Genomic DNA, 22,594 nt, shown 5'->3' with positions numbered 1-22,594 from the left:
GACGGCCACCGTGATGCTGGTCCGCGTTCATTCCACGGGCAGGGCGCTGATTGCGGCGCGTTCGACCTGAAGGCCTCGGTGGTAGCGGTCGAGGTAGGTGGCGAAGCCGTCGACGTCGGCCGGGTCAGGCTCAGTTGTTTCGAATTCCGCGCCGCCGAATACGTGCTTGCGCAGGTAGGCGTCCAGGTCGAGCTCGTTGCCGGCGGCGTTGGCCGAGGCGTACGAAGCCAGTACCGCGATGCCCCAGGGCCCTCCTTCGGACGCGGTCGCCGCGACGGAGACGGGTGCGGCGAGAGCGCCGGAGAGGAAGCGCTGCGCCACGCCTGCCGTGCGGAACATGCCTCCGTGTGCAAACATCTGATCCAGCTCGACGCCTTCACCCGCCAGGACGCGCATGCCCAGGGCGAGGGTGCCGAAGACTCCATAGAGCTGGGCGCGCATGAAATTGCCAAGGGTGAAATCGCTGTCAGGGGTGCGTAGGAACAACGGCCGGCCCTCAGAGAGTTCAGCAATCGGCTCCCCGGCGAGGTGATTGTAGGCGAGCAGGCCGCCGGCGTTCGGAGCGCCGTCGAGCGCTTCACGGAAGAGTGTATTGAAGACATCATCCGGCTCCAGGGCAGCCCCGGACGCGGACACCGCACCGGAAGCCGCCGCGAAGCGGGAGAAGAGTCCCACCCATGCGGCGAGCTCGCTGGCACCGTTGTTGCAGTGCACCATGGCCACCGGATCGCCGGAAGGAGTTGTTACCAGATCCAGTTCGTGGTGCACCTGCTGGAGTGGACGTTCGAGTACCACCATCGCGAAGATGCTTGTGCCGGCGCTGACGTTCCCGGTGCGGGGAGCAACCGAGCAGGTTGCCACCATTCCGGTACCGGCGTCACCCTCCGGCGGGCAGAGCAGTGCACCGGGCTGGAGGGTGCCCGTGGGGTCCAGAAGTGCGGCTCCTTCAGCTGTGAGCTCGCCTGCAGGCTGTCCTGCCACCAGTACGTCGGGAAGGAGTTCGGAAAGGGTCAGACCGGGGGCTGTTTGGGGTGCCAGGCTGTCATAGCGCGCCAGCAGTTCGGCGTCGTAGGTGTTGGTGCGGGAGTCGATGGGGAACATTCCGGAGGCATCGCCCACGCCAAGAACCTTCCGCCCGGTCAACTCGCGGTGCACATAGCCGGCGAGAGTCGTGATGGAGCGAATCTGCGACACGTGCGGTTCACCGTCCAGCACTGCCTGATGCAGGTGTGCGATAGACCACCGCAGGGGAATGTTGACCCCGAAGAGTTTGGTGAGTTCGGCTGCGGCCGGTCCGGTGTTGGTGTTGCGCCAGGTGCGGAAGGGGACGAGGAGTTTGTCCGCATCGTCGAAGGCCAGATAGCCGTGCATCATTGCCGAGACGCCGATGGCGCCCAGGTTCTCCAGCCGTGTGCCGTAACGGCGTTCGACGTCGGCGAGCAGGTCCGCGTAGGCCGCCTGTATACCCGTCCACACGTCTTCCAGGGAGTAGGTCCAGAGGCGGTCGACCAGCTTGTTTTCCCAGTCGTGGCTGCCTACAGCCAGAACAGTCGAAGGATCCTCGCCGACCAGGCACGCCTTGATGCGTGTCGATCCGAGCTCGATTCCGAGGCAGGCACGGCCCGCGGCAATTACGTCCTTGGGGTCAGTCATGAACAGAATCTCCTTCGATTGAACACGCATGCTCAGACGCATGCCTGCAGGAAACCAACTGGGTGGGGGCCTATCGGTTCAGGACCAACCGCAACGGTACCGACTGTCTGATCCTGGGTTGCTTGACACCAAACGCTGGGTCCAGCATATAGTGTGAACGGTCACATCGGGTAGTTCCCAATGCAGGGTGCTGGGAAGGTTGGCAGCTTCCGTCGTGGCGACAAAGACGCGAAGCGGTACCCAAGGAACTCCACCGGACCGCCTACCCGAAAGCGATGGTCGAACGCATGACTAGCACCACTGAGTCCTTCACTGATCGTGAACTGGACGCCATCAACGCCGTTCGGCGGGATGTGGCCAAGCTGCACGCCGAACTGGTCCGGTACAACCTCGTTGTGTGGACCGGCGGCAACGTCTCCGGGCGCGTGCCGGGAATGGACCTCTTCGTCATCAAGCCCAGCGGCGTCGACTACGACGAGCTGACACCGGAGAACCAGATCCTCTGCGATCTTGAAGGCAACGTCATCGCGGGATCGCCGGGCTCCGAGCGGTCACCCTCCAGCGACACCGCAGCGCATGCCTACGTCTACCGCAACATGCCGCGGGTAGGCGGAGTGGTGCACACCCACTCCACCTATGCCACCGCGTGGGCCGCCCGCGGCGAGTCCATCCCATGCGTCATCACGGCCATGGCCGATGAGTTCGGTGGGGAAATCCCGGTGGGCCCCTTCGCGATCATCGGAGATGACTCGATCGGCCGGGGAATCGTCGAGACTCTCACCGGCCACCGCTCCCGGGCGGTCCTGATGCAGAACCACGGACCGTTCACCATCGGCAAGGATGCCCGTGACGCCGTCAAGGCAGCCGTAATGCTCGAGGATGTCGCCCGGACCATTCACATCTCCCGCCAGTTGGGAGACCCGCTGCCCATCGAACAGCGCCACATCGAATCCCTTTTTGACCGCTATCAGAACGTTTACGGGCAGTCGACGCCCGCAGGAACCGGAGCCGCACTGTGACCACCCTGAAGACCTCCCTCGATGAATACGAGATCTGGTTCCTGACCGGCAGCCAGGACCTCTACGGCGACGAGACACTCCGCCAGGTCGCCGACCAGTCCCAGCAGATCGTGAAAATGATCGAGGACTCCGATGTCCCGGTCAAGGTCGTGTGGAAGCCCACGCTGAAAGACTCGGGGTCCATCCGGCGGATGGCGCTTGAGGCGAACGCCAGTGACAACACCATCGGCGTCATTGCGTGGATGCACACCTTCAGCCCCGCCAAGATGTGGATCGCCGGGCTCGACACCCTGCGCAAGCCCCTGCTGCACCTGCACACGCAGATCAACGTCGAACTGCCCTGGGCCGACATCGATTTCGACTTTATGAACCTGAACCAGGCCGCCCACGGCGACCGCGAGTTCGGTTACATCCAGACACGGCTCTCCGTGGCGCGGAAGACCGTCGTCGGACACGTCTCCAACCCGGCCGTGACCGCGCAGATCGCTACCTGGTCCCGTGCTGCGGCGGGCTGGGCTGCCGTGCACGAGCTCAAGGTCGCCCGTTTCGGTGACAACATGCGCAACGTCGCCGTCACCGAGGGCGACAAGACTGAGGCGGAACTGCGCTTCGGGACCTCCATCAACACGTGGGGCGTCAATGAGCTGGTCGACGTCGTCGAGGCGCAGCAGGACTCCGACATCGACGCGTTGGTGGAGGAGTATGAGGCGGCCTACGACGTCGTGCCCGAACTCCGGCGCGGAGGCGACCGTCACGAATCCCTCCGGTACGGGGCGCGGCAGGAACTGGCGCTGAAGTCGTTCCTCGAGGGCGGCTCGTTCGGAGCCTTCACGACGACGTTCGAAGACCTCGGCGGCCTGCGCCAACTCCCGGGACTCGCGGTCCAGCGCCTCATGGCCGCCGGTTACGGCTTCGGTGCAGAGGGTGACTGGAAGACTGCGGTGCTGGTCCGCGCGGCCAAGGTGATGGGCGCGGGTCTTCCCGGCGGCGCATCGTTGATGGAGGACTACACCTACCATCTGGTGCCTGGGGAGGAGAAGATCCTCGGCGCCCACATGCTGGAGATCTGTCCCACCCTGACCACCTCGAAGCCCACCCTTGAGGTTCACCCTCTGGGGATCGGCGGCAAGGAAGACCCCGTACGGCTGGTGTTCGACACGGACCCCGGGGACGCTGTCGTCGTCGCCATGTCCGACATGCGCGACCGCTTCCGTCTCACGGCCAACGCCGTCGAGGTTGTCCTGCCCGATGCGCCCCTGCCGAACCTGCCGGTGGCCCGTGCCGTCTGGAAGCCCCAGCCGGACCTGGCAACATCCGCGGCGGCATGGTTGAGCGCGGGAGCTGCTCATCACACTGTGATGAGCACTGCCGTCGGGCTCGATGTCTTCGAGGACTTCGCAGAAATCGCCGGCACTGAACTGCTGCGCATCGACAGCACGACGACGCTGCGTGAGTTCCAGCGCGAGCTGCGGTGGAACGCTGCGTACTACCGCCTAGCTCAGAAGCTCTAGTAACAGCAGGATAACGATCGTGATCGGTCATTCCCAGCGCAGCCGTGACGGCCTATTGTTGCGCTAGCTGTGACCGCTCACATAGCCATTCAGTACTGCGGGGACCGTCCGTCCCCGTGGATGCAAGGATCTTCCGGGCACCGGTGCCCGGCAAGGGAAGGAACAACATGAAGAAGAACATGCTTATGGGAGTGGCTGCGGCCAGTGCCTTGGCGCTATCCCTCTCGGCCTGCGGCGGCGGCAGCCGCGGCGGTGGTGGCGAAGCCGCCGAGGAAGGATCCAACGAGGGTGCACGGATCGGCGTTGCCATGCCGACCCAGCAGTCTGAACGCTGGATCGCCGACGGCGAGAACATCAAGACCAAGCTCGAGGAACTGGGCTACGAGGTCGACCTGCAGTTCGCCAATGACGACATTCCCACCCAGGTGTCGCAGATCGAGAACATGATTAACGGCGGCGCCAAGGCGCTCGTGATCGCTTCCATCGACGGAACCACGCTGACCAGCGTGCTGGATACCGCCGAAAGCCAGGACATCCCGGTCATCGCGTACGACCGTCTCATCAACGGCTCGGAAACTGTCGACTACTACACCACCTTCGACAACTTCGAGGTGGGCGTGCAGCAGGCAACGTCGCTGCTGATCGGCCTCGGCGTGCTGGACGAGAACGGTGAGGAAACCGGCGAGGAAGGCCCGTTCGACGTCGAGCTGTTCGCGGGCAGCCCCGACGACAACAACGCCACGTTCTTCTGGGACGGCGCAATGGAGACGCTGCAGCCGTACCTGGACAGCGGCGTCCTGCGCGTACCGAGCGGCCAGACGGACTTCGAGCAGGCAGCAATCCTCCGCTGGCTCCCCGACACCGCCCAGGACCGCATGGAAGACCTCCTGACCGTCGGCGGCGGAGAGACCCTCGAGGGCGTGCTGTCTCCGTACGACGGCCTCTCCATCGGCATCATCTCGGCGCTGACTTCCGGCGGGTACTCGGCGGATGACCTTCCCGTGGTCACCGGCCAGGACGCCGAGGTTGGTTCTGTACAGTCCATCGTGGCCGGTGAGCAGTACTCGACCATCTTCAAGGACGTTCGCGAACTCGGCGAGCGGGCAGTCATGATGGTTGACGCACTCATGAAGGGTGAAGAGCCTGAGGTCAACGACACCGAGACCTATGACAACGGCGAGAAGATTGTGCCTTCCTTCCTGCTCGAGTCGCAGATCGTGACCGTGGACAACTACGAGGAAGTCCTCATCGACAGCGGCTACTACACCGCCGAAGAAGTCCAGTAGGACCTTCCCTCCGATGCTGTGGCCGGTGGCCTCCGCCGCCGGCCACAGCAGTTTCCCGCACGATGTAAGGAAGCATCATGGCAGAACATATCCTCGAGATGCGCGGCATCACCAAGACATTCCCTGGCGTCAAGGCGCTTCAGGAAGTCAGTCTCGAAGTGGCCCGTGGTGAAGTCCACGCAATCTGCGGAGAGAACGGCGCGGGTAAGTCCACGCTGATGAAAGTACTCTCCGGCGTGTACCCCCACGGCACTTATGACGGCGACATTGTCCTCGAGGGCAAGACCGTCGAGTTCAAGGACATTAAGGACAGCGAGCAGCACGGCGTGGTGATCATCCACCAGGAGCTGGCGCTCTCGCCTTTCCTGTCCGTTGCCGAGAACATTTTCCTCGGCAACGAGCGCGCGAAGAACGGGCTGGTGGACTGGAATGAAACCAACACCATGGGCGCGCAGCTGCTGCGCCGGGTCGGACTGAACCTCAATCCGACAGTCCGGGCCGGGGAAATCGGTGTCGGCAAGCAGCAGCTCGTGGAGATCGCCAAGGCTCTCTCCAAGGACGTCAAGCTGCTCATCCTCGATGAGCCGACGGCGGCCCTGAACGATGAGGATTCGGCGCACCTGCTGGGTCTGGTGAGCGACCTCCGCCAACAGGGGATCTCCTGCATCATCATCAGCCACAAGCTCAACGAGATCCGGGCGATCGCCGATTCCGTGACCATCATCCGCGATGGCCGCACTATTGAAACCCTGAGTTTGCACGACGGGTCGGTGACCGAGGAACGCATCATCAAGGGCATGGTGGGCCGCGACATGGAACACCGTTATCCCGAACGCACCCCCTCCATCGGCGACGAGATCTTCCGCGTCGAGGACTGGACCGTCCACCATCCGCAGGAGCACTCCCGCGTGGTGATCGACAAGGCACATCTGTCGGTACGTGCCGGTGAGATCGTGGGTATCGCCGGCCTCATGGGGGCCGGGCGTACCGAGCTGGCCATGAGCGTCTTCGGCCAGAGTTACGGCTCGAACATCAGCGGCTCGCTGTACAAGAACGGCAAGCAGATCCAGGCCAAGACGGTGGGGGATGCCATCAAGCATGGCATCGCTTATGCGACCGAGGACAGGAAACGCTACGGCCTGAACCTGCTGGACGACATCAAGCGGAACATCTCCGGGGCAGCACTGAACAAGCTGGCCACCCGGGGCTGGGTCGATGGGTCCCGCGAAACGATCGTGGCGAACGACTACCGCAAGTCTATGAACATCAAGGCCCCCTCGGTGGCTGCGGTGACGGGCAAACTCTCCGGAGGCAACCAGCAGAAGGTTGTGCTCTCGAAGTGGATGTTCGCCGACCCGGACGTTCTCATCCTTGACGAGCCCACCCGCGGAATCGATGTCGGAGCCAAGTACGAGATTTACACGATCATTAACCGGCTCGCCGCCGAGGGTAAAGCAATCATTGTGATCTCCTCCGAGCTTCCCGAACTGCTCGGCATCTGCGACCGCATCTACACGCTCGCCGAAGGCGTCATTACTGCGGAAGTTCCCATCGCCGACGCTACCCCCGAATACCTCATGCAACACATGACCAAGGAAAAGGACTAATTCCATGGCAACCACCGTCAAGGACGCCGAACTGACGAAGGCACCGCCTCCGACCGTCGCGGGCGGGTTCGCTTTCTTCACCAGCAGGCTGCGGCAGATCGGTATCTTCGTAGCACTGTTAGTCATCGTGGGACTGTTCCAGGTCCTCACCCGGGGTGCACTGCTGCAGCCGGACAATGTCTCGAACATCATCGTGCAGAACAGCTACATCCTGCTCCTGGCCATCGGCATGGTGATGATCATCATCGCCGGGCATATCGACCTGTCTGTCGGATCGGTTGCGGCTTTCGTCGGCGCGATGTCCGGTGTGATGATCCAGGACTGGAGTTTCCCGTGGTGGGCAGCCATTCTCGTGTCCCTGCTGATCGGCGGTCTCGTCGGTGCCTGGCAGGGCTTCTGGGTGGCGTACGTCGGTATACCGGCGTTCATCGTGACGCTCGCCGGCATGCTCATCTTCCGTGGCCTGACCCAGATCACGCTTGAGAACCAGCGCATCAGCGGTTTCCCCACGGAGTACCGCCAGCTCGGCGGAGGCTTCCTCTTCCCGGGTCTGTTCCCGGCCGAGACCAACATCCTGGACTGGACCACGGTGGGCCTCGGGATCATCGCGGCTGCACTGTTGGTCATCAGCCAGCTCCGCGGACGGCAAACCCGCGCCAAGCTCAACCTTGAAACAGAGCCTATCGGCTGGTTCATGACCAAGCTGGCCTTCGGCGTCATCGTCATTCTCGGCCTGACCTACCTGCTTGCCAGCTCGCGCAGCGGTACCCCGATCGTCCTGGTTCTGCTGGGCATCCTCGTGGTGGTCTACAGCCTGGTGATGAACCGGGCCGTCTTCGGCCGCCACATCTACGCCCGCGGCGGTAACCTGCAGGCAGCCCAGCTCTCAGGCGTGAACACCAAGCGCATCGACTTCATGCTCTTCGTGAACATGGGTGTGCTCGCGGCCCTCGCCGGACTGGTCTTCACCGGACGCCTGAACTCGGCCGGGCCTGGTGCAGGCAACCTGTTCGAACTCGACGCCATCGCGGCAGCGTTCATCGGCGGTGCTGCGGTTACCGGTGGAGTCGGCACCGTCGTCGGGGCCATCACCGGTGGCCTGATCATGGGCGTGCTGAACAACGGTATGTCCCTGATGGGTGTCGGCACCGACTACCAGCAGTTCATCAAGGGAATGGTGCTCCTGCTCGCCGTCGCCTTCGACGTCTTCAACAAGCGCAAAGCATCCAACGCGCTGAAGTAGCCCCGTCCCAACCAGTTCACAGGACACGCCCCTTATACCCAGCTGTAAGGGGCGTGTCCTGCAATTTCAACGAAATCAGGAGCAGGCACATGGCGAACGACGTCGGCACCAACTGGGCGGGAAATCTCGCCTATGGCGCTTCCACCGTGCACCACCCGTCCACGGTTGATGAGGTCCGGCGGCTCGTTGCGGCTTCACCGTCCATCCGGGCGCTGGGATCGCGGCATTCCTTCAATGACATTGCGGACGGCACGTCGGAGCTCCTGTCGACGGCAGCCCTGACCGGTCCGGTCAGCATCAACCGTGAACGCTCCACCGTGACCGTCGGAGCCGGCATCCGATACGGCGAGCTGGCGGGGGAGCTGGAGAAGGAAGGTTTCGCGCTGGCGAACCTCGCCTCGCTGCCGCATATCTCGGTAGGTGGAGCGGTTGCCACAGGGACCCATGGTTCCGGCAACCGGAACCGCAGCCTGGCTGCCGCCGTCGTCGGACTGGAACTGGTGAGCGGAGGCGGGGAGCTGGTGCGCTTTGCAGCGGGTGATCCGGACTTCGCCGGTACCGTCATCAATCTGGGTGCCCTGGGAATCGTCACGAGCGTGGAGCTGGAGATCGAACCGGCATTCGAGGTGGAGCAGACGGTCTACGAGCGTTTGCCGCTTGAGAATCTGCTCCACGATTTCGACGGCGTGACGGGCGCCGCTTACAGCGTCAGCGTCTTTACCACGTGGCGGGATCCTGACGTCGCCGACTCGGTGTGGGTGAAGCGGCGCCCTGACCGTGATGCGCCGCTGGGGGATACCCTGTTCGGTGCACTCCCTGCCGACGACGAGAGGCACCCGCTGCCCGGGCTGCCGGCCATCGGCTGCACCCCGCAGTTGGGAATGTCCGGCCCCTGGTACAACCGTCTGCCGCACTTCAAGCTCGACTTCACGCCGAGCAACGGCGTGGAGCTGCAGTCCGAGTACCTGGTTCCCCGGGATCGTGCCGTTGACGCCATCAGTGCCGTGCGGGAGCTCAGCGCGGAGATCGTCCCGCTCCTGCAGGTCAACGAGATCCGCACGGTAGCCGCCGACGAGCTGTGGCTCAGCTCGAGCTACAGGACCGATGCAGTGGGCCTCCACTTCACCTGGGTTCAGGACCAGCGTGCTGTCGAAGCGCTCCTGCCGAAGCTGGAGGCGGCGCTTGAGCCGTACTCAGCACGGCCGCACTGGGGCAAGCTGTTCACCCCTGGTGCCCACGACCTTGACCGGCTCTACCCGCGCCTCGAGGACTTCCGGCTACTCGCGAAGCGCTTGGACCCTGACGGCATCTTCACCAACCCGTTCACGGCCGCCGTTATGGGGCGCTGATTCCCCGTGGTCCCTGGGACCGCCTTGCGAGAACAACCATGGCCGCGGCCAACAGCGCGATCAACCCCGCGCTGACACTGGGCAGGATGGGGAACCCGGCTGCTTCGGTGCCGGGTGTCCCGCTTCCAGCGACGGGCGCCGGGTCAGGCGACTCGCTTTCCTCCGGTGGCTCGTACATAGGCGCCCAGGCATAGGGCGGCATCGCGAACGGGGCCAGCTTCTTGGCTGCCTTTGTTTTCTCCGCAGGGGTGGGTTCCTCGACGGGAACCACCTCCACCGGCACTGTATAGACCTGGGGCGGGGCGGGGACTATGAGCTGCTGGGGAACGACCGGTGCCGGCGCCTGTTGGACCGGAGGCGCCGGGGCAGGTGCGGGCTTGGGGGCCGGCGCGGGCTCAGGCTCGGGGGCAGGCTCAGGTTCGGGCGCTGGAGCGGGCGGTGGCGGCGGTGGTTTGTCAGGTGCCGGCGCCGGTGCGGGTGCCGGGGCAGGTGCTGGCCCTTCCACGGGGGGCTCGGGGGACGGCTCCTCCACGGGGGGCTCGGGAGGGGGTGCGGGTGCCACGGGCGGCTCGTCGCGGCCACCCCGACCCCGGTTGTCTTCCTCCGGCGGCTCGTTGCTGGGACCCGTAGCCGGTCCCGACGGGGAAGTGTCACCGCCGGAGTCATGGTCCGCATTGGCGGCCGGTGCGGCGGCGAACGTCGCTCCGATGAACAGTGCTACCGCAGCGGTATATCTCAGCCAGTTGTTGGTGTGTTGCACCTGTATCTCCCAACGCTGCACCAGCGGCACGCGCCGGCAGCTCCACATTCCGGCGCGTTAGCTCGTTGGATACCAGCTACCCGACCGTAAGTGTGCTTACGAGTTTACACAACGGCTTTCGATTTGTATCCGGTCAAGCCGAAATTGCGCCGGTGTTTCAGTGCCCGCCCGCGGTGCTGTCCTGGCCAGTGTCGCCCATGCTGGGGCGCTGAACGCACCTGAGCTCCGACGTCAGCGCTGCTTGCGCTGCCCGTCCCGAATTTCGCAGATGGAAAGCGCTCCGGATACTTCCTCGGCGGCGCTGCGGCCGAGGACCACAACCCGGTCGGCAAGCCGCACCGCTTCCTCCATGCTGTTGGTTGCAAGGAGGACCGTGGTCGGGAGGGCTCGGTGGAGGGTCTGCAGCACGTTGTGCAGCACTGTCCGGGCAGCGCCCTCGACGGCCGCGAACGGGTGGTCGAGCAACACTACGCCGGGTCCGCTTGCCAGTGCCCGGGCCAGGGCCGCGCGCCGCACGATCTCGGCGGTCACATCGGTGGGCAGAAGCTTGGCGAACCGGTGAAGCCCCGCGAGATCGAGAAGCTCGGCAATTTTCGCCTTGCCCTCGCTGGCGCTGGAACCCTTGCGGAGGCCCAGTGCGAGGTTGGCCTGCAATGAATGGGTCGGCTGCAGGCCGGCGTCCCTGGGGGTCCAGGAGCAGCGGTCGTCCGTGCGCCGGACAGGTTCCCCGCCCACCAGCACCGAGCCCGACTGTGGGTGATCCAGTCCGGCGGCCGCGCGCAGGAGGCGGGAGGCACCGTCGTTCTCTGTGCCCACGAACGCGAGCACCTCGCCGGCGCGAATATCGAGACTGACATCCCGGAGGCCCTCGGCATGCAGCTTCACGAAGGAGACGGGCAGCGGCGTCGAAGCCCGTTTGAGCGCCGTGTGTGAGGGTGGAACCGGGCTGGGACTCATCGGTTTGCTCCGTAGGTATCCGGGTGTCCGGGGCACCCACGGTGCCCGCCAGTAATCATCCCTAACCTAGTCGGAGCGGGCGTGAATCCCGCCGTATAACGGTTGTTTGACGTTATATTGCGCCCGACTCAGTAGCGGTATGTGTTGAATGTTTCTTCCATGGTGCGGTCGAGCGGTGTCTCCACGGCGCACACGATCAGCCCGATCCATACGTTTCGTGCGAGGTCCGGCAGGCGCCAGGAGGAGAGCGGTATGCGCTCGGACGCGGGGATCGAGGTGCGGCCGATGTAGGCGAACAGTGCCAGCGGTACTCCCAGGATGACAAGGAGCTCCATGGCCTTACACCCCCTCCGGCGTTGGATTCGAGTAGGAGCGGCTAGGCAGTGCCGAATCTCCCCAGCCCGTGTGGGAGAAGATCGAGGGAGTGTGCCCCCTGCCGTCCGTGCGGACGGTGTGGAGGACAGCCGCGGTGAGTGCGGCCAGCAGAACCAGTACGACGATGATTTCCATACCTCGATGGTCCTCCTCGCCTCCCTGCCCCAACAGTGGCAGAAAAGACCACTATCAATAATTTTCAGCCACTATTCGACGAAGCCTGAAAGTTCTTTGGAACGTGCGTAACCCGCGGCATCGCTGCGTCGATTACCTGCATGTGAGGGTGCGCCGCTTCGTCCCCCAGCGGGGGCGGTGCACCCCCGAACCTCATGATCAAGACCGACCAAGGAGTTCCATGAACCTGCACGATCGTTTCAGCGCCCTCAGCCTGCCCGCCAAGGGCGCCGCCCTTGCCGCCGTCATCGCCGTCGGCGGTGCGGGCGTCGCAGTTGCCGCTCCCTCCGTTGAAGGCGCTGCCGACGGTGCTGCTGAAGTAACTGCGGTGGTGGCACCCGCTGAGGCTGCCGTGCCCGCCGTTCCCGCCCTGCCCGCCGTTCCTACGGTTTCCGAGGAAGATGTACCGGCCGTACCGGCGACCCCTGCCGTGCCTGCCGTACCGGCTGTTCCGGCATCGCCCGCCGCTTCCGCTCAGGCCGCCGCGGATGTCAAGGCAGCCGAAGACGCCGAAGCCAACGCAGAGGCTGAGGTTGACGCCGAAGCCGACGCCGACGTGCGTGGTTCCGGGGTAGCTGTCCCCGCGGTTCCGGCTGCGCCCGCCGTGCCTGGCGTTGACGGTGCACCCGCGACCCCGGCCGTACCCGCTGTTCCGGCTGAGGTTACCCTGCCCGAGGTCGCGATAGGAGCCGGCGTCGAGGTTGGTGCTGAAGCCAAGGTTGAGGGTTCGCGCCGCTAACACTGCGTCGCTAGGATTGCGGGGTTTGGGTGCGGCGCAATGCCGCACCCGCCCCCGGATCGAGAGGTACATGTGAGTTCCACGCTGACGGACGATCTGCTGGGTGCTGCCCAGGCAGGCGACACTGAGGCGTTGAACCGTATCTACACTGAACTTTCGCCGAGGATCCTCGGTTACCTGACCGCCCGCGGCTCGGAGGATCCCGAAGCACTCACGCAGGACGTCTTTCTCGCCCTGTTCAGCAGATTGCCTTCCATCACGGGCGGCGAGCAGGGCCTGCGCACCTTCGCCTTCTCCGTGGCGCACGCGCGTCACGTCGATGAAACCCGGAGACGCACCCGTCGGCCGGCCCTGTTCTCCTATGATCCGTCGGTAGACCACCGGACGACGGCGTCCGCTGAGTCCTCTGCCCTGGGCAACCTCACCGCCGAAGGAGCCCTCGGGCACCTCCGCTCCCTGAACAGCGACCAGAGCGATGTGCTCGCCCTGCGGATCGTCGCGGACCTGCCGCTCGATGAGGTGGCACGCGTGCTCGGGAAATCAACCGGTGCCGTGAAACAGCTGCAGCGTCGCGGACTCCACAAACTCAAACAACTTCTTGTCGATAAGGATTCGAGCAACCATGGTGCATGACCCCAGCTCCCGGGCGACGGCGCGGAACCTGCTTGCCGAGTCCGACGTCGTTGCCTCCGAAGAACTGACTGTTGCGCTCGCCGAACTCAGGGGTGTCGGTCAGCGGCCGGCGCCGCCGATCTCGCCTGCGCTCGCTGAAGCCATGCGTCAGGCAGCGGTACCTGGTGACCGCTCGTCCGAGTCCGACGGAAATGTTGTTCCGCTGCGATCCCGCAAGGCCAAGCGTCGGGGTGCAGCGGTGGGCGGCGTCGTCGTGCTCGCTATGGCTGCCGGTATGGGGGGAGTGGCCGCGCTCGGTCCGGGCAACGCCGTCGAGACCGCGATCGAGTCCGTGATCCGCTGGGTGGCGCCGTCGGAACCTGCCGAACCCGCCTCGGACAAGCAGCCCGACCCAGCTCAGCCCGCGCCGGTTCCCGCTCCGGACGTAACGCCGGTCCCTCAGGCGCCGGTGTCCGCGCCGGCTCCTGAGGGACCGGGCGCAGTGGAGCCGGGCACCCGGGGCGGGGAAGGCTCACCGACGGCCCCAGAGCCCACGACCAGCGCCGAGCCTGAGAACCACGCCCCGGCGGACCGGAAGGGGACCAGCAAAGACCTGCCTGAGGTGGGACGGAGAGTTGTTCCGCCGGTTGAGCTCCCGGAGTTGCCCGTCGAGGCTCCCCGCCCGGTTCCGACCCCCCGTTCCGTCCTTCCAGTCGATCCGCCCGGACTCACAGTTCCCGGAGGAACACCGAAGCCCGCGCCGAGTGCGGATCCCTCCCGCTGAAGCCCTTCCGTTTAAACCACTAAGCGGTGACCTGCCGCTTCGAAGAAATGACGCCGGTGTTGAAGCCGGCCAGGTTCAGCCCGCCGTGGAAGCGCGCGTGCTCGATCTTCACGCAGCGGTCCATCACCACGTTCATCCCTGCGGCCTCGGCGTCCCGGGCGACGTCCTCGTGCCAGGAACCGAGCTGGAGCCACAGGGTCTTGGCACCGACCGCTTTGGCTTCCTCGAGGACCGAGGGCAGATCGTCGTGCTTCCGGAAGACGTCCACAATGTCCGGCTGCTCCGGCAGGTCGGCCAAGGACTTGTAGACCGGCTGGCCGAGGATTTCGGTTGCGGTCGGGTTCACAAAGTACAGCCGGTACGGCGCGGACGACTGCAGGTACGTCGAAACGAAGTAGGATGCCCGCGAGGGCTTGTCCGACGCCCCGACGATGGCGATCGATGTGGCATTGCGGAGGATGTTGAGGCGCTCCGGTGCAGAGGGCCCCTCCCAGGAACGTTCCTGCGTACTCATGCCTTCACTCCCTCGTTCTTGAATTCGAGCGCTTCTTCGAGGTGGGCGGGCGTTCCTGCCACCGCCGTATCCAGCGCCTGGTCGAGGTCCCACAGGATGTCCTCGAGGTCCTCCAGCCCCACGGAAATCCGAATGAGATCCTCAGGAATGCCTGCCGCAACGAGCTGCTCCGCGGACAGCTGCTGGTGCGTCGTGGAGCCCGGATGGATGACCAGTGTCCGGGCATCTCCAACGTTGGCCAGGTGCGAGGCAAGCTGCAGCGACTCGATGAACTTCTGACCGGCCTGCCGCCCGCCTCTCACGCCGAAGCTGAAGACCGAACCGGGTCCCTGGGGCAGATACTGCTTCGCCCGCTCGTGGTGCACGTGCGAGGCGAGCCCCGCGTAGTTCACGTACTCGACCCGGGGATCGTTGTCGAGCCACTCGGCCACGGCCTGCGCGTTGGCGACGTGCTCATCGACGCGCTGCGCCAGCGTCTCCACGCCCTGCAGGAGCTGGAATGCGGACGACGGCGACAGCGACGGCCCGATGTCACGCAACTGCTCGGTACGCAGCTTGGTGAGGAAGCCGTACTCGCCGAAGTTGGCCCACCACTGGATGTTCCCGTAGGACGGGACGGGCTCGGTCATGGTGGGGAACTTGCCGTTGCCCCAGTTGAACCGCCCGCTTTCGACGATGACGCCGCCCAGCGTGGTGCCGTGGCCGCCGATGAACTTGGTGGCCGAGTGGATCACGATGTCCGCGCCGTGCTCGAGCGGACGGATCAGGTACGGCGTGCTCAGGGTGGAATCGATGATCAGGGGAACACCGGCGTCGTGCGCTATCTTGGCTAGCCCGGCGATGTCGGCGATCTCGCCGCTCGGATTGGCGATGACCTCGGCGTAGACCGCCTTGGTGTTCTCCTGGATGGCGGCCGCGTAGTCCGCTGGATCAGTTCCCGGGACAAAGGTGGTGTCGATGCCGAAGCGCCGGAGCGTCACGTCGAGCTGGGTCACCGTGCCGCCGTAGAGCTGGGACGCCGCGACGATGTGGTCGCCGGCCTGGCACAGCGCTGCGAAGGTGATGAACTCGGCGCTCATGCCCGACGCCGTCGCGACCGCACCGATGCCGCCCTCGAGGGAGGCGATGCGCTCCTCGAACGCCGCGACGGTGGGGTTGCCGATGCGGGAGTAGATATTGCCGTACTTCTGCAGCGCGAAGAGGTTCGCGGCGTCGTTCGTGTCCTTGAACACGAAGGACGTGGTCTGGTAAATCGGCACCGCCCGGGCGCCGTGCGTGGCGTCAGGGGTGCCGCCGGCGTGCAGGGCACGGGTGCGGAAGCCGAAAGTGCGGTCAGCCATGGAATGGCCACCTTTCCTGGAGGGTGTATCTGGTTCTTCTCAAGTATTGCGCTATCGCGCGGCGAGCACGTCAGCGATCTTCGGAACGCAGCCTTCGTTCTGAAGGCTGGTGGTGTCACCGAGCGGCGTTCCCTCGTAGAGCTGCGTCAGCAGTCTGCGCATAATTTTCCCGGAGCGCGTCTTGGGAACATCCTCCACAACGACGACGGCGCTGGGTCTGGCAATCGGGCCGATCGCCTTCGCCACGTGGTTGCGGAGTTCGGTCTGCAGTGTGGCGCTGTTGCCCACCTCACCGTGCACGACGACGAACGCCGCGATCGCATGCCCGGTCACCTCATCGGTTACCGGGCACACTCCGGCCTCGACCACCCGCGGATGCGATACGAGCGCTGACTCGATCTCGATCGTGGAGAGTCGATGGCCGGAGACGTTGATGACGTCGTCCACGCGCCCGAGGATCCAGGTGTGGCCGTCGTCGTCGTACTTGGCGCCGTCGCCGGCAAGGAACCAGCCCTGCTCTGCGAACTTGCGCCAGTAGGAATCGAGGTAGCGCTGAGGATTTCCCCAGACCGTGCGGGCCATCGCCGGACCGTGGCGGTCCACCACGATGAGTCCCTGCTCGCCGGGACCGACCGGTTCGCCGTCGTCGTTCACGATGCGGGTGCTCACGCCGGGAAGCGCGCGGGAGGCACAGCCGGGTTTGAAGGAGGCATCGGTGGGGCGGGGGGAAAGGACCGTCGCGCCGGTCTCGGACTGCCACCACGTGTCCACCATAGGGGCACTTCCGGAGCCGATGTTCTCCCGGAACCAGCGCCATGCCTCCGGGTTCGTGGCTTCGCCCACCGTGCCGAGGACCTTGATGGAGGAGCGGTCGTACTTGGCCGGGACGCCGTCGGGGAACCAGCCCATCAGCGAGCGGATGAGGGTGGGTGCCGTGTAGTAGCTCGTGACGCCGTACCGTTCGATGATCTCGAAGTGGCGGCCGGGATGCGGAGTGTTGGGGGTGCCCTCGAAGATGACCTGGGTGGCGCCGTTGGAGAGCGGTCCGTAGATTTCGTAGGTGTGGGCGGTGACCCAGGCGAGGTCGGCCGTGCACCAGTGAATATCACTGTCCCGCTTGGCCGGGTCAGGGTCGCTGAAGAGGTACTCGAAGCTCCAGGACGCCTGCGTCAGGTAGCCGCCCGTGGTGTGCACCAGGCCCTTCGGCTTCCCCGTGGTGCCGGAGGTGTACATGATGAACAGGGGGGTTTCGGCGTCGAAGGCCTCGGCCCCGTGTACGGGGGAGGCGGAGGCAACGGCGTCGTGCCACCACACGTCGCGGCCCTCGTGCCAGGCGATCTCGCTTCCCGTCCTCCGGATCACCAGAACGTGCTCGATCGCGTTGTTGCCGGCAACGGCGAGATCGGCGTTAACCTTCACCGGAACCGCTGCTCCGCGCCGGTACTGCCCATCCGTGGTGACGAGCAGCTTGGCGCCCGTGTCCTCGACGCGAAAGCGCAGGGCCTCCGCCGAGAAGCCGCCGAAGACCAGCGAATGCACGGCTCCGATCCGCGCGCACGCCAGGGTCACGACGACGGTCTCCACCAAAACAGGCAGGTAGATGACTACGCGGTCACCCTTGCCGATTCCCAACGCGGTCAGGGCGTTCGCCGCACGACTGACCTCTTCCTGAAGCTCGGAATAGGTGACAGTACGCCGGTCTCCTGGTTCCCCCTCGAAGAGGAGCGCAGGCTTGTCACCGAGGCCGGCCTCAACATGCCGGTCCACGCAGTTGTAGGCCGCATTCAGTGTGCCGCCGGCGAACCACTCGATGCGCGGGCCAGACAGCTCACCGCCGGGACCGGGGCGTGCCGGCTCGAAGGTATGTGCCGTCTGCCATTCCGAGCTCCAGTGCAACCGGCGCGCCGCCTCCTCCCAGAACGCAACGCGCTCGGCTTCAGTGGCCAGATCCGGTTCGATCAGCTCAGGTTCGGTCAACTCGGCAGTGCTCAGGTCCAACGCCGGACCGCCCATCTCTCGGCGATGCCGAGCAGCGCGTCGGTGGTCTTGCCGATCACCGCGAGCAGGATGATTGCGAGGAAGATCCTGTCTGTCCGCCCGTTGTTCGTCGAGTCCGTGAGGAGGAACCCGAGACCGAGCGACGAGGCAATGAGTTCGGCAGCCACCAAAAACAGCCAGGCCTGCGCGAGCGCCAACCGCAGCCCGGAGAAGATCGCGGGAACGACGGCGGGAAGCTGCACGGTCGTGAGCAGCCGGAAACCCTTCAGCCCGAAGGCACGCGCCGCCTCCACGAGGTTCCGGTCGACGTGCCGCAGCGCGAGGTAAAGCGTGGTGAAGACCGGGAAGAAGGCGCCGATCAGGATCAGCGTGACCTTCGAGTCCTCGCCAATCTTCATCCACAGGATGAGTAGCGGAACCCATGCCAGCGAAGGCACAGCACGCAGGGCGCCGATCACGGGAGCGAGCAACACGTCGGCCAGCCGGGAGAGCCCCAGTAATGCGCCCAGAGCCAGGCCGAGCGTGGCACCGAGGGCAAACCCGATCAGTACGCGCTGGGTGGAGATGGCGATGTGGATCCACAGCTCACCGCGCTCAGCGAGCTCGACGGCGGCGTTCAGCACCGCCGTCGGCGGGGGAAGCTGCACCGCACTGAAGACGCCCACCACAGAATTCAGCTGCCAGGCACCGAGCACCAGGGCGGGAACAACAAGCCCCAGCAGCAGCCGGACCGGGCGGCGGCTCAGCAACCCGGCGGAAGTGTCCGCCGGCTGGAGCGGTGAGACGCCGTCGTCGTCCGCGGTGGTGAGGGTGTGGCCGGTAGCCTCCAGACCCTCCTTGCTGATGGGGGTGGCGTTCTCATGGATCATGAGGAGGCCTGAATCGCTTCGGGGTCGGCGTTGGAGACGTAGGAGTCATCGAAGAGGGTCTCGAGGGCCTCATCGATCTGCTCCTGCGAGGAGACGTCGCCGGTCTCGACGAAGTTCGGGCCAACCTTCTCGAGGACTGCACGCTGCGCCTCGCCCGGAGCAGGATCGACGTCGAGGTTGGTGCGCTCGATGATCACGGCCTTGGCAAGCTCGACGTCGATGCCGGCGACCTCGGCGAGGATCTCCGCCGTCTCCTCGGGGTTTTCCTTGGCCCACTGACGGGCCTTCTCGTACGCGTTTACCACGGTCTGGGCCAGCTCGGGGCTTTCGGTCAGGAACTCCTCGTTGGCGTTGAGGAATCCGTAGGTGTTGAAGTCGATGTTGCGGAAGAAGAGCTCAGCGCCCTCCTGCTCGGCCGATGCCATGATCGGATCAAGTCCGGCCCACGCGTCGACCGAACCGTTGTGCAGGGCAGCCCAGCCGTCGGCGTGCTGCAGGTTCTGCACGGTGACCTCGGAGGGGTCGATGCCCGCGGACTCAAGGGACTGGATCAGGAAGAAGTAGGGGTCAGTGCCCTTCGTGGCTGCGATCGACTTGCCCCGGAGGTCCTCAAGGCTCTCGATGCCGGTACCCTCGACGGTCACCATTGCCGACCACTCCGGCTGCGAGTAGATGTCGATGGTCTTGATGGGCGAGCCGTTGGACCGGGCGAGGAGGGCAGCGGATCCGGCGGTGGAGCCGACGTCGACCGCTCCTGCGCGCAGCGCTTCGTTGGCCTTGTTGGATCCGGCGGACTGGATCCAGTTGACGGTTACGCCTTCGTCTTCCAGCTCGGCTTCCAGCCAGCCCTGGTCCTTGATGACCAGGCTCAGCGGGTTGTAGGTGGCAAAGTCGATGTTCAGTTCGGTGGCCAATTCACCGGATCCCGCCTCTTCGGTGGAGGCGGCGTTCTCGCCGGCGAGGCAGCCGGTCAGTGCGAAAGCGCTGCTTGCGGCGAGCGCTACGGAGACGACGGCGCGGCGGGTGAAGGGTGAGCGGGTGCGGATCATGATTTTCCTTTGCATGGACGGCAGCCATCGCGCGGACGGGCACGACGGCGGAACAAGTGGTGGGTGCGCTAGTGGCCTTTGACGCCGAGAGTGGCGAGCAGTGAGCTCCGCATTCGACCGAGCTCAGCCGAATTGCGGTCGCGGGGGCGCTCGCCCGGCACGGTGAGCACCTCGGTGACGGATGCTCCGGGGTGAGCCGGGTCCGCTGATTTGCCCAGCACGATGATGCGGTCAGCAAGCTGGAGGGCTTCGTCGACGTCGTGCGTGACGAGCAGGACCGTTGTGGGCTGCGCGCGGTGGATATCGAGCAGGAGGTCCTGCATCTTCAGGCGGGTCAGTGCGTCCAGCGCACCGAATGGCTCATCGAGCAGCAGTACACCTGGGTTGCGTGCGAGTGCCCGGGCCAGCGACGCGCGCTGTGCCATGCCGCCCGAGACCTCACGGGGGCGGTGCTCGGCGAAGTCGGCTAGCTCGACGAGACCGAGGAGCTCCGTGACTTTTGCCTTGCCGGTTGCAGCGCTGGTTCCCTTGGGCAGTCCGATTGCGATATTGGCACGCAGGGAGAGCCAGGGAAGGAGGCGGGGTTCCTGGAAGGCGAAGGCGCAGCGGTCGTCGATCCCGTTGACGGCGGTGCCGTCGATCAGAACCTTGCCGCCGGTAGGTGAGTCGAGGCCGGCCGCGGCCCGAAGCAGGGTTGATTTTCCGCAGCCGCTCGCTCCGACAATCGCCAGCACTTCACCGGCGCGAACCTCGAGGTTGATGTCCCTCAGGACCACATGCTCAGCGCTGCCGCTGCCAAAGGAACGGACCAGTGAGGAGAATGTCAGGGGAAGGGCTTGCTTGCCGGCGGCGCCGGGTTGTGTCTTCCGGGACGCCTGCTGCTGTGCACTCAAAAGGGTACTCATGAAACACTCCATCGCTCCTGGCAGTAGCACCCGTTCCCCTGCGAATAGCAGGTAAGGGTTGCTGCGGCGTCAACGATCCAGGTCTCTCGGCCGCTCGGGATGGTGAGCTTCAACTAAACGACTTTCTGAGCCTTCGGCGCAACATGTGTCGTAACAAAACGCGTTCCGCCAGTCCCGAGGGCGTGCCGAGGGGTACTCGAACGGCCAGTCCACCGCCCGCGTTATCAGCTGGCGGTGTTCCGGCCGGGCACGCTGGCTGGGAAGGACCGCGCAATCGGGATCCTGGCGGCACCAGACGCTGAGAACGATCATGCAGCGTCCCGTGTCAGGATGGCGGGGTGCATCTCTCGAAACTGGTTGACCGCATCGCGGGGCTGTCCGCACCGGAGGGTGGCGCCGTCGTCGTCGGAATTGCCGGACCGCCGGGATCTGGGAAGACCACGCTCGCCGAGCGGCTGGTTGCCCGACTGAACCGGGACCAGCCGCAGCCGGAAGGGCAGCGGTATGCAAACGTGCCCATGGACGGCTTCCATCTTTCGGACCAGGAGCTTGGGAGGCTCGGGCTTCTGGGCCGCAAGGGTGCGCCCGAGACTTTCGATGTTCACGGTTACGCCGCACTGCTCGAGCGCCTTCGCGCGCCTCGGGATGCGGTGGTTTACGCTCCGGGTTTCGAGCGGACCATTGAGCAGCCGATTGCCGGTGTACTCCCGGTTTATCCCTCCGCGGGAACCATCCTCACCGAAGGCAACTACCTGCTGCTCGAACGCCCAGGTTGGCGGGACATCCGCAGCATGTGCACTGAGGTCTGGTACTGCGAGCAGGAGCGCAGTGTGCGGATCGAGCGGCTGATTGAGCGGCACGTCGCGTTCGGGAAGAGCCGCGCTGCAGCGGAAACGTGGGTAGAGCAGGTTGACGAGCCGAACGCGCGGCTGATTGAGGAGTCGAAAGCCAGGGCGGATCTGGTGGTCCGTACCGGGTGGCGGGACTCACTATGCGCGTGGCGGGGCGGTGCTCTCGCGTAGGGACGTCGCAGGCGGCGTTGTCTAACCTATCGTCTTTCGATATATTCTCCTTGTAAAACAATCGAAGGAGTCCTCGATGGGTAAGTTGGCCATCCTCGCATTACAGGTCGTTATCGCGATGGTGATTGCGGGGTCGTTGTTCATTCAGCTTTGGATGGTGCCGTTGATCTCTACCGACCTAGAGGAAGCGGGCGTGCCTACCGGGCTGCGCATTACGTTCAACGCCATCGTTGTGTTCGGGATCCTCACCGTGCAGGTCAGCGCCGTCTGCGTATGGAAGTTGCTCACGATGGTCCGCAGCGGCACGGTCTTCTCTCACGGTGCCTTCCGGTATGTCGACATCATCTTTGGGGCCATCACCGCTGCCTCGTTGCTCGTGTTCGCGCTTGCCGTACTTCTCGCACCGGGCGAAATTGCCCCAGGCATTATTCTGCTGATCTGTGGGGCGTCGCTTCTGATCGGTGGCGTTGCGTTGATTGTGCTGGTGTTGCGGATGCTTTTGGCACAGGCAGTGGCGCGTGACGCCGAAGCCAAGCACCTGCGCGACGAACTCGACGAGGTGATTTGATGCCGATCATCGTAGACATCGACGTCATGCTGGCCCGCCGCAAGATGCCCGTCGGTGTACTGGCGGAGCGCATCGGAATCACTCCCGCGAACCTGGCGGTGCTGAAGAATGGCCGCGCCAAGGCGGTCCGCTTCACCACGCTCGAAGCCATCTGTGAAATCCTCAATTGCCAGCCCGGTGACGTGCTGCGGTGGGAACCTGATGAGTCGTCGGCTTCCGCCAACAACGACGGCTGCGGTGCCGATTCAGGATAAAATCAC

The 22,594-nt window shown here is 65.0% G+C and carries 23 protein-coding genes and 1 riboswitch; of the genes, 12 read left to right on the top strand and 11 right to left on the bottom strand.

The genetic code is table 11. The features are described from left to right. Positions 1 to 27 precede the first annotated feature (27 nt). Complete coding sequence (locus tag AC5RU3_RS08125; protein ID WP_493965253.1) at positions 28 to 1,653, bottom strand: xylulokinase; 1,626 nt, start codon at positions 1,651 to 1,653, stop codon at positions 28 to 30. Positions 1,654 to 1,940: 287 nt separating this feature from the next. Here AC5RU3_RS08125 and AC5RU3_RS08120 point away from each other — a divergent pair, with 287 nt between their 5' ends. From AC5RU3_RS08120 to AC5RU3_RS08095, 6 genes are all read left to right on the top strand, one after another. Beyond that, positions 1,941 to 2,672: an L-ribulose-5-phosphate 4-epimerase gene (locus tag AC5RU3_RS08120; protein WP_309071555.1), complete on the top strand. Its 732-nt coding sequence runs from the start codon at positions 1,941 to 1,943 to the stop codon at positions 2,670 to 2,672. Further along, the gene (araA, locus tag AC5RU3_RS08115) at positions 2,669 to 4,183 is read left to right on the top strand and encodes an L-arabinose isomerase (protein ID WP_309071554.1); all 1,515 of its coding nucleotides are present in this window, start codon (positions 2,669 to 2,671) and stop codon (positions 4,181 to 4,183) included. Before AC5RU3_RS08120 ends, araA begins: the two co-directional genes overlap by 4 nt. A 167-nt stretch (positions 4,184 to 4,350) precedes the next feature. Further along, positions 4,351 to 5,469, top strand: a complete 1,119-nt coding sequence (gene chvE, locus AC5RU3_RS08110; protein WP_493965252.1) for a multiple monosaccharide ABC transporter substrate-binding protein — start codon at positions 4,351 to 4,353, stop codon at positions 5,467 to 5,469. Between the two features lie 77 nt (positions 5,470 to 5,546). Further along, a complete protein-coding gene (gene mmsA / locus AC5RU3_RS08105; RefSeq protein WP_493965251.1) occupies positions 5,547 to 7,076 on the top strand; it encodes a multiple monosaccharide ABC transporter ATP-binding protein in 1,530 nt (509 codons plus the stop codon). 4 nt (positions 7,077 to 7,080) lie between these two features. Then, positions 7,081 to 8,319: a multiple monosaccharide ABC transporter permease gene (mmsB, locus tag AC5RU3_RS08100; RefSeq protein ID WP_493965250.1), complete on the top strand. Its 1,239-nt coding sequence runs from the start codon at positions 7,081 to 7,083 to the stop codon at positions 8,317 to 8,319. A gap of 89 nt (positions 8,320 to 8,408) precedes the next feature. Continuing rightward, positions 8,409 to 9,668: an FAD-binding protein gene (locus AC5RU3_RS08095; protein ID WP_493965249.1), complete on the top strand. Its 1,260-nt coding sequence runs from the start codon at positions 8,409 to 8,411 to the stop codon at positions 9,666 to 9,668. Here the strand turns inward: AC5RU3_RS08095 and AC5RU3_RS08090 are convergent. The 4 genes from AC5RU3_RS08090 to AC5RU3_RS08075 all read right to left on the bottom strand — a co-directional run bounded on the left by AC5RU3_RS08090 (position 9,655) and on the right by AC5RU3_RS08075 (position 11,895). Beyond that, entirely contained in the window at positions 9,655 to 10,428 is a 774-nt protein-coding gene (locus AC5RU3_RS08090) for a hypothetical protein (protein WP_458116242.1), read from the bottom strand. The genes AC5RU3_RS08095 and AC5RU3_RS08090 overlap by 14 nt on opposite strands. A 231-nt stretch (positions 10,429 to 10,659) precedes the next feature. Further along, complete coding sequence (locus AC5RU3_RS08085; protein WP_458116243.1) at positions 10,660 to 11,385, bottom strand: ATP-binding cassette domain-containing protein; 726 nt, start codon at positions 11,383 to 11,385, stop codon at positions 10,660 to 10,662. Between the two features lie 128 nt (positions 11,386 to 11,513). Continuing rightward, positions 11,514 to 11,720 carry a hypothetical protein gene (locus AC5RU3_RS08080; RefSeq protein WP_493965248.1) on the bottom strand — a complete coding sequence of 69 codons (207 nt, stop codon included), beginning with the start codon at positions 11,718 to 11,720 and terminating at the stop codon, positions 11,514 to 11,516. Positions 11,721 to 11,724: 4 nt separating this feature from the next. Beyond that, on the bottom strand, positions 11,725 to 11,895 hold the full coding sequence (locus tag AC5RU3_RS08075; protein ID WP_309072144.1) for a hypothetical protein: 171 nt from the start codon (positions 11,893 to 11,895) through the stop codon (positions 11,725 to 11,727). A gap of 220 nt (positions 11,896 to 12,115) precedes the next feature. Here AC5RU3_RS08075 and AC5RU3_RS08070 point away from each other — a divergent pair, with 220 nt between their 5' ends. From AC5RU3_RS08070 to AC5RU3_RS08060, 3 genes are all read left to right on the top strand, one after another. Next, positions 12,116 to 12,673 carry a hypothetical protein gene (locus AC5RU3_RS08070; RefSeq protein ID WP_493965247.1) on the top strand — a complete coding sequence of 186 codons (558 nt, stop codon included), beginning with the start codon at positions 12,116 to 12,118 and terminating at the stop codon, positions 12,671 to 12,673. 72 nt (positions 12,674 to 12,745) lie between these two features. Beyond that, the gene (locus AC5RU3_RS08065) at positions 12,746 to 13,306 is read left to right on the top strand and encodes an RNA polymerase sigma factor (protein WP_493965246.1); all 561 of its coding nucleotides are present in this window, start codon (positions 12,746 to 12,748) and stop codon (positions 13,304 to 13,306) included. After that, complete coding sequence (locus AC5RU3_RS08060; protein WP_493965245.1) at positions 13,296 to 14,069, top strand: hypothetical protein; 774 nt, start codon at positions 13,296 to 13,298, stop codon at positions 14,067 to 14,069. The genes AC5RU3_RS08065 and AC5RU3_RS08060 overlap by 11 nt, the downstream gene beginning before the upstream one ends. A gap of 19 nt (positions 14,070 to 14,088) precedes the next feature. Here the strand turns inward: AC5RU3_RS08060 and AC5RU3_RS08055 are convergent, their stop codons facing one another. The 6 genes from AC5RU3_RS08055 to AC5RU3_RS08030 form a co-directional block, all read right to left on the bottom strand. Beyond that, positions 14,089 to 14,583 carry a CoA-binding protein gene (locus AC5RU3_RS08055; RefSeq protein ID WP_309072148.1) on the bottom strand — a complete coding sequence of 165 codons (495 nt, stop codon included), beginning with the start codon at positions 14,581 to 14,583 and terminating at the stop codon, positions 14,089 to 14,091. Continuing rightward, on the bottom strand, positions 14,580 to 15,923 hold the full coding sequence (locus AC5RU3_RS08050; protein ID WP_309072149.1) for an O-acetylhomoserine aminocarboxypropyltransferase/cysteine synthase family protein: 1,344 nt from the start codon (positions 15,921 to 15,923) through the stop codon (positions 14,580 to 14,582). Before AC5RU3_RS08050 ends, AC5RU3_RS08055 begins: the two co-directional genes overlap by 4 nt. A 51-nt stretch (positions 15,924 to 15,974) precedes the next feature. Next, positions 15,975 to 17,936, bottom strand: coding sequence for an acetate--CoA ligase (acs, locus tag AC5RU3_RS08045; protein WP_493965244.1), 1,962 nt, complete (start codon positions 17,934 to 17,936; stop codon positions 15,975 to 15,977). Further along, positions 17,912 to 18,790 (bottom strand): ABC transporter permease, encoded by an 879-nt coding sequence (locus AC5RU3_RS08040; protein WP_309072151.1) that lies wholly within the window; start codon positions 18,788 to 18,790, stop codon positions 17,912 to 17,914. Before AC5RU3_RS08040 ends, acs begins: the two co-directional genes overlap by 25 nt. Continuing rightward, the gene (locus AC5RU3_RS08035; protein ID WP_493965243.1) at positions 18,787 to 19,839 is read right to left on the bottom strand and encodes an aliphatic sulfonate ABC transporter substrate-binding protein; all 1,053 of its coding nucleotides are present in this window, start codon (positions 19,837 to 19,839) and stop codon (positions 18,787 to 18,789) included. Before AC5RU3_RS08035 ends, AC5RU3_RS08040 begins: the two co-directional genes overlap by 4 nt. Before the next feature lie 68 nt (positions 19,840 to 19,907). After that, a complete protein-coding gene (locus tag AC5RU3_RS08030; protein ID WP_493965242.1) occupies positions 19,908 to 20,744 on the bottom strand; it encodes an ABC transporter ATP-binding protein in 837 nt (278 codons plus the stop codon). Between the two features lie 5 nt (positions 20,745 to 20,749). Next, positions 20,750 to 20,850, bottom strand: a riboswitch (SAM riboswitch). Positions 20,851 to 21,082: 232 nt separating this feature from the next. On the opposite strand from AC5RU3_RS08030, the gene AC5RU3_RS08025 reads away from it, so the two are divergent. The 3 genes from AC5RU3_RS08025 (at position 21,083) to AC5RU3_RS08015 (ending at position 22,588) form a co-directional block, all read left to right on the top strand. Further along, positions 21,083 to 21,766: a nucleoside/nucleotide kinase family protein gene (locus AC5RU3_RS08025; protein ID WP_493965241.1), complete on the top strand. Its 684-nt coding sequence runs from the start codon at positions 21,083 to 21,085 to the stop codon at positions 21,764 to 21,766. Between the two features lie 76 nt (positions 21,767 to 21,842). After that, a complete protein-coding gene (locus AC5RU3_RS08020) occupies positions 21,843 to 22,334 on the top strand; it encodes a DUF2975 domain-containing protein (protein ID WP_493965240.1) in 492 nt (163 codons plus the stop codon). After that, positions 22,334 to 22,588 (top strand): helix-turn-helix domain-containing protein, encoded by a 255-nt coding sequence (locus AC5RU3_RS08015; protein WP_493965239.1) that lies wholly within the window; start codon positions 22,334 to 22,336, stop codon positions 22,586 to 22,588. Before AC5RU3_RS08020 ends, AC5RU3_RS08015 begins: the two co-directional genes overlap by 1 nt. Positions 22,589 to 22,594: the final 6 nt, after the last annotated feature.

It is taken from the genome of Arthrobacter sp. MDB1-55 (assembly GCF_059092925.1).
The sequence above is the reverse complement of the archived record's forward strand: the minus strand, read 5'-3'. Positions and strand labels throughout refer to the sequence as shown.

Bases quoted from the DNA above. Each gene is read 5' to 3' on its own strand.
- AC5RU3_RS08120 (WP_309071555.1), top strand. From the start codon at position 1,941: ATGACTAGCACCACTGAGTCCTTCACTGATCGTGAACTGGACGCCATC.
- AC5RU3_RS08030 (WP_493965242.1), bottom strand. From the start codon at position 20,744: ATGAGTACCCTTTTGAGTGCACAGCAGCAGGCGTCCCGGAAGACACAA.
- AC5RU3_RS08095 (WP_493965249.1), top strand. From the start codon at position 8,409: ATGGCGAACGACGTCGGCACCAACTGGGCGGGAAATCTCGCCTATGGC.
- AC5RU3_RS08050 (WP_309072149.1), bottom strand. From the start codon at position 15,923: ATGGCTGACCGCACTTTCGGCTTCCGCACCCGTGCCCTGCACGCCGGC.
- mmsA (WP_493965251.1), top strand. From the start codon at position 5,547: ATGGCAGAACATATCCTCGAGATGCGCGGCATCACCAAGACATTCCCT.
- AC5RU3_RS08060 (WP_493965245.1), top strand. From the start codon at position 13,296: ATGGTGCATGACCCCAGCTCCCGGGCGACGGCGCGGAACCTGCTTGCC.
- AC5RU3_RS08015 (WP_493965239.1), top strand. From the start codon at position 22,334: ATGCCGATCATCGTAGACATCGACGTCATGCTGGCCCGCCGCAAGATG.
- AC5RU3_RS08070 (WP_493965247.1), top strand. From the start codon at position 12,116: ATGAACCTGCACGATCGTTTCAGCGCCCTCAGCCTGCCCGCCAAGGGC.
- mmsB (WP_493965250.1), top strand. From the start codon at position 7,081: ATGGCAACCACCGTCAAGGACGCCGAACTGACGAAGGCACCGCCTCCG.
- acs (WP_493965244.1), bottom strand. From the start codon at position 17,936: ATGGGCGGTCCGGCGTTGGACCTGAGCACTGCCGAGTTGACCGAACCT.
- AC5RU3_RS08080 (WP_493965248.1), bottom strand. From the start codon at position 11,720: ATGGAGCTCCTTGTCATCCTGGGAGTACCGCTGGCACTGTTCGCCTAC.
- AC5RU3_RS08055 (WP_309072148.1), bottom strand. From the start codon at position 14,583: ATGAGTACGCAGGAACGTTCCTGGGAGGGGCCCTCTGCACCGGAGCGC.
- chvE (WP_493965252.1), top strand. From the start codon at position 4,351: ATGAAGAAGAACATGCTTATGGGAGTGGCTGCGGCCAGTGCCTTGGCG.
- AC5RU3_RS08040 (WP_309072151.1), bottom strand. From the start codon at position 18,790: ATGATCCATGAGAACGCCACCCCCATCAGCAAGGAGGGTCTGGAGGCT.
- AC5RU3_RS08075 (WP_309072144.1), bottom strand. From the start codon at position 11,895: ATGGAAATCATCGTCGTACTGGTTCTGCTGGCCGCACTCACCGCGGCT.
- AC5RU3_RS08125 (WP_493965253.1), bottom strand. From the start codon at position 1,653: ATGACTGACCCCAAGGACGTAATTGCCGCGGGCCGTGCCTGCCTCGGA.
- AC5RU3_RS08020 (WP_493965240.1), top strand. From the start codon at position 21,843: ATGGGTAAGTTGGCCATCCTCGCATTACAGGTCGTTATCGCGATGGTG.
- AC5RU3_RS08035 (WP_493965243.1), bottom strand. From the start codon at position 19,839: ATGATCCGCACCCGCTCACCCTTCACCCGCCGCGCCGTCGTCTCCGTA.
- AC5RU3_RS08085 (WP_458116243.1), bottom strand. From the start codon at position 11,385: ATGAGTCCCAGCCCGGTTCCACCCTCACACACGGCGCTCAAACGGGCT.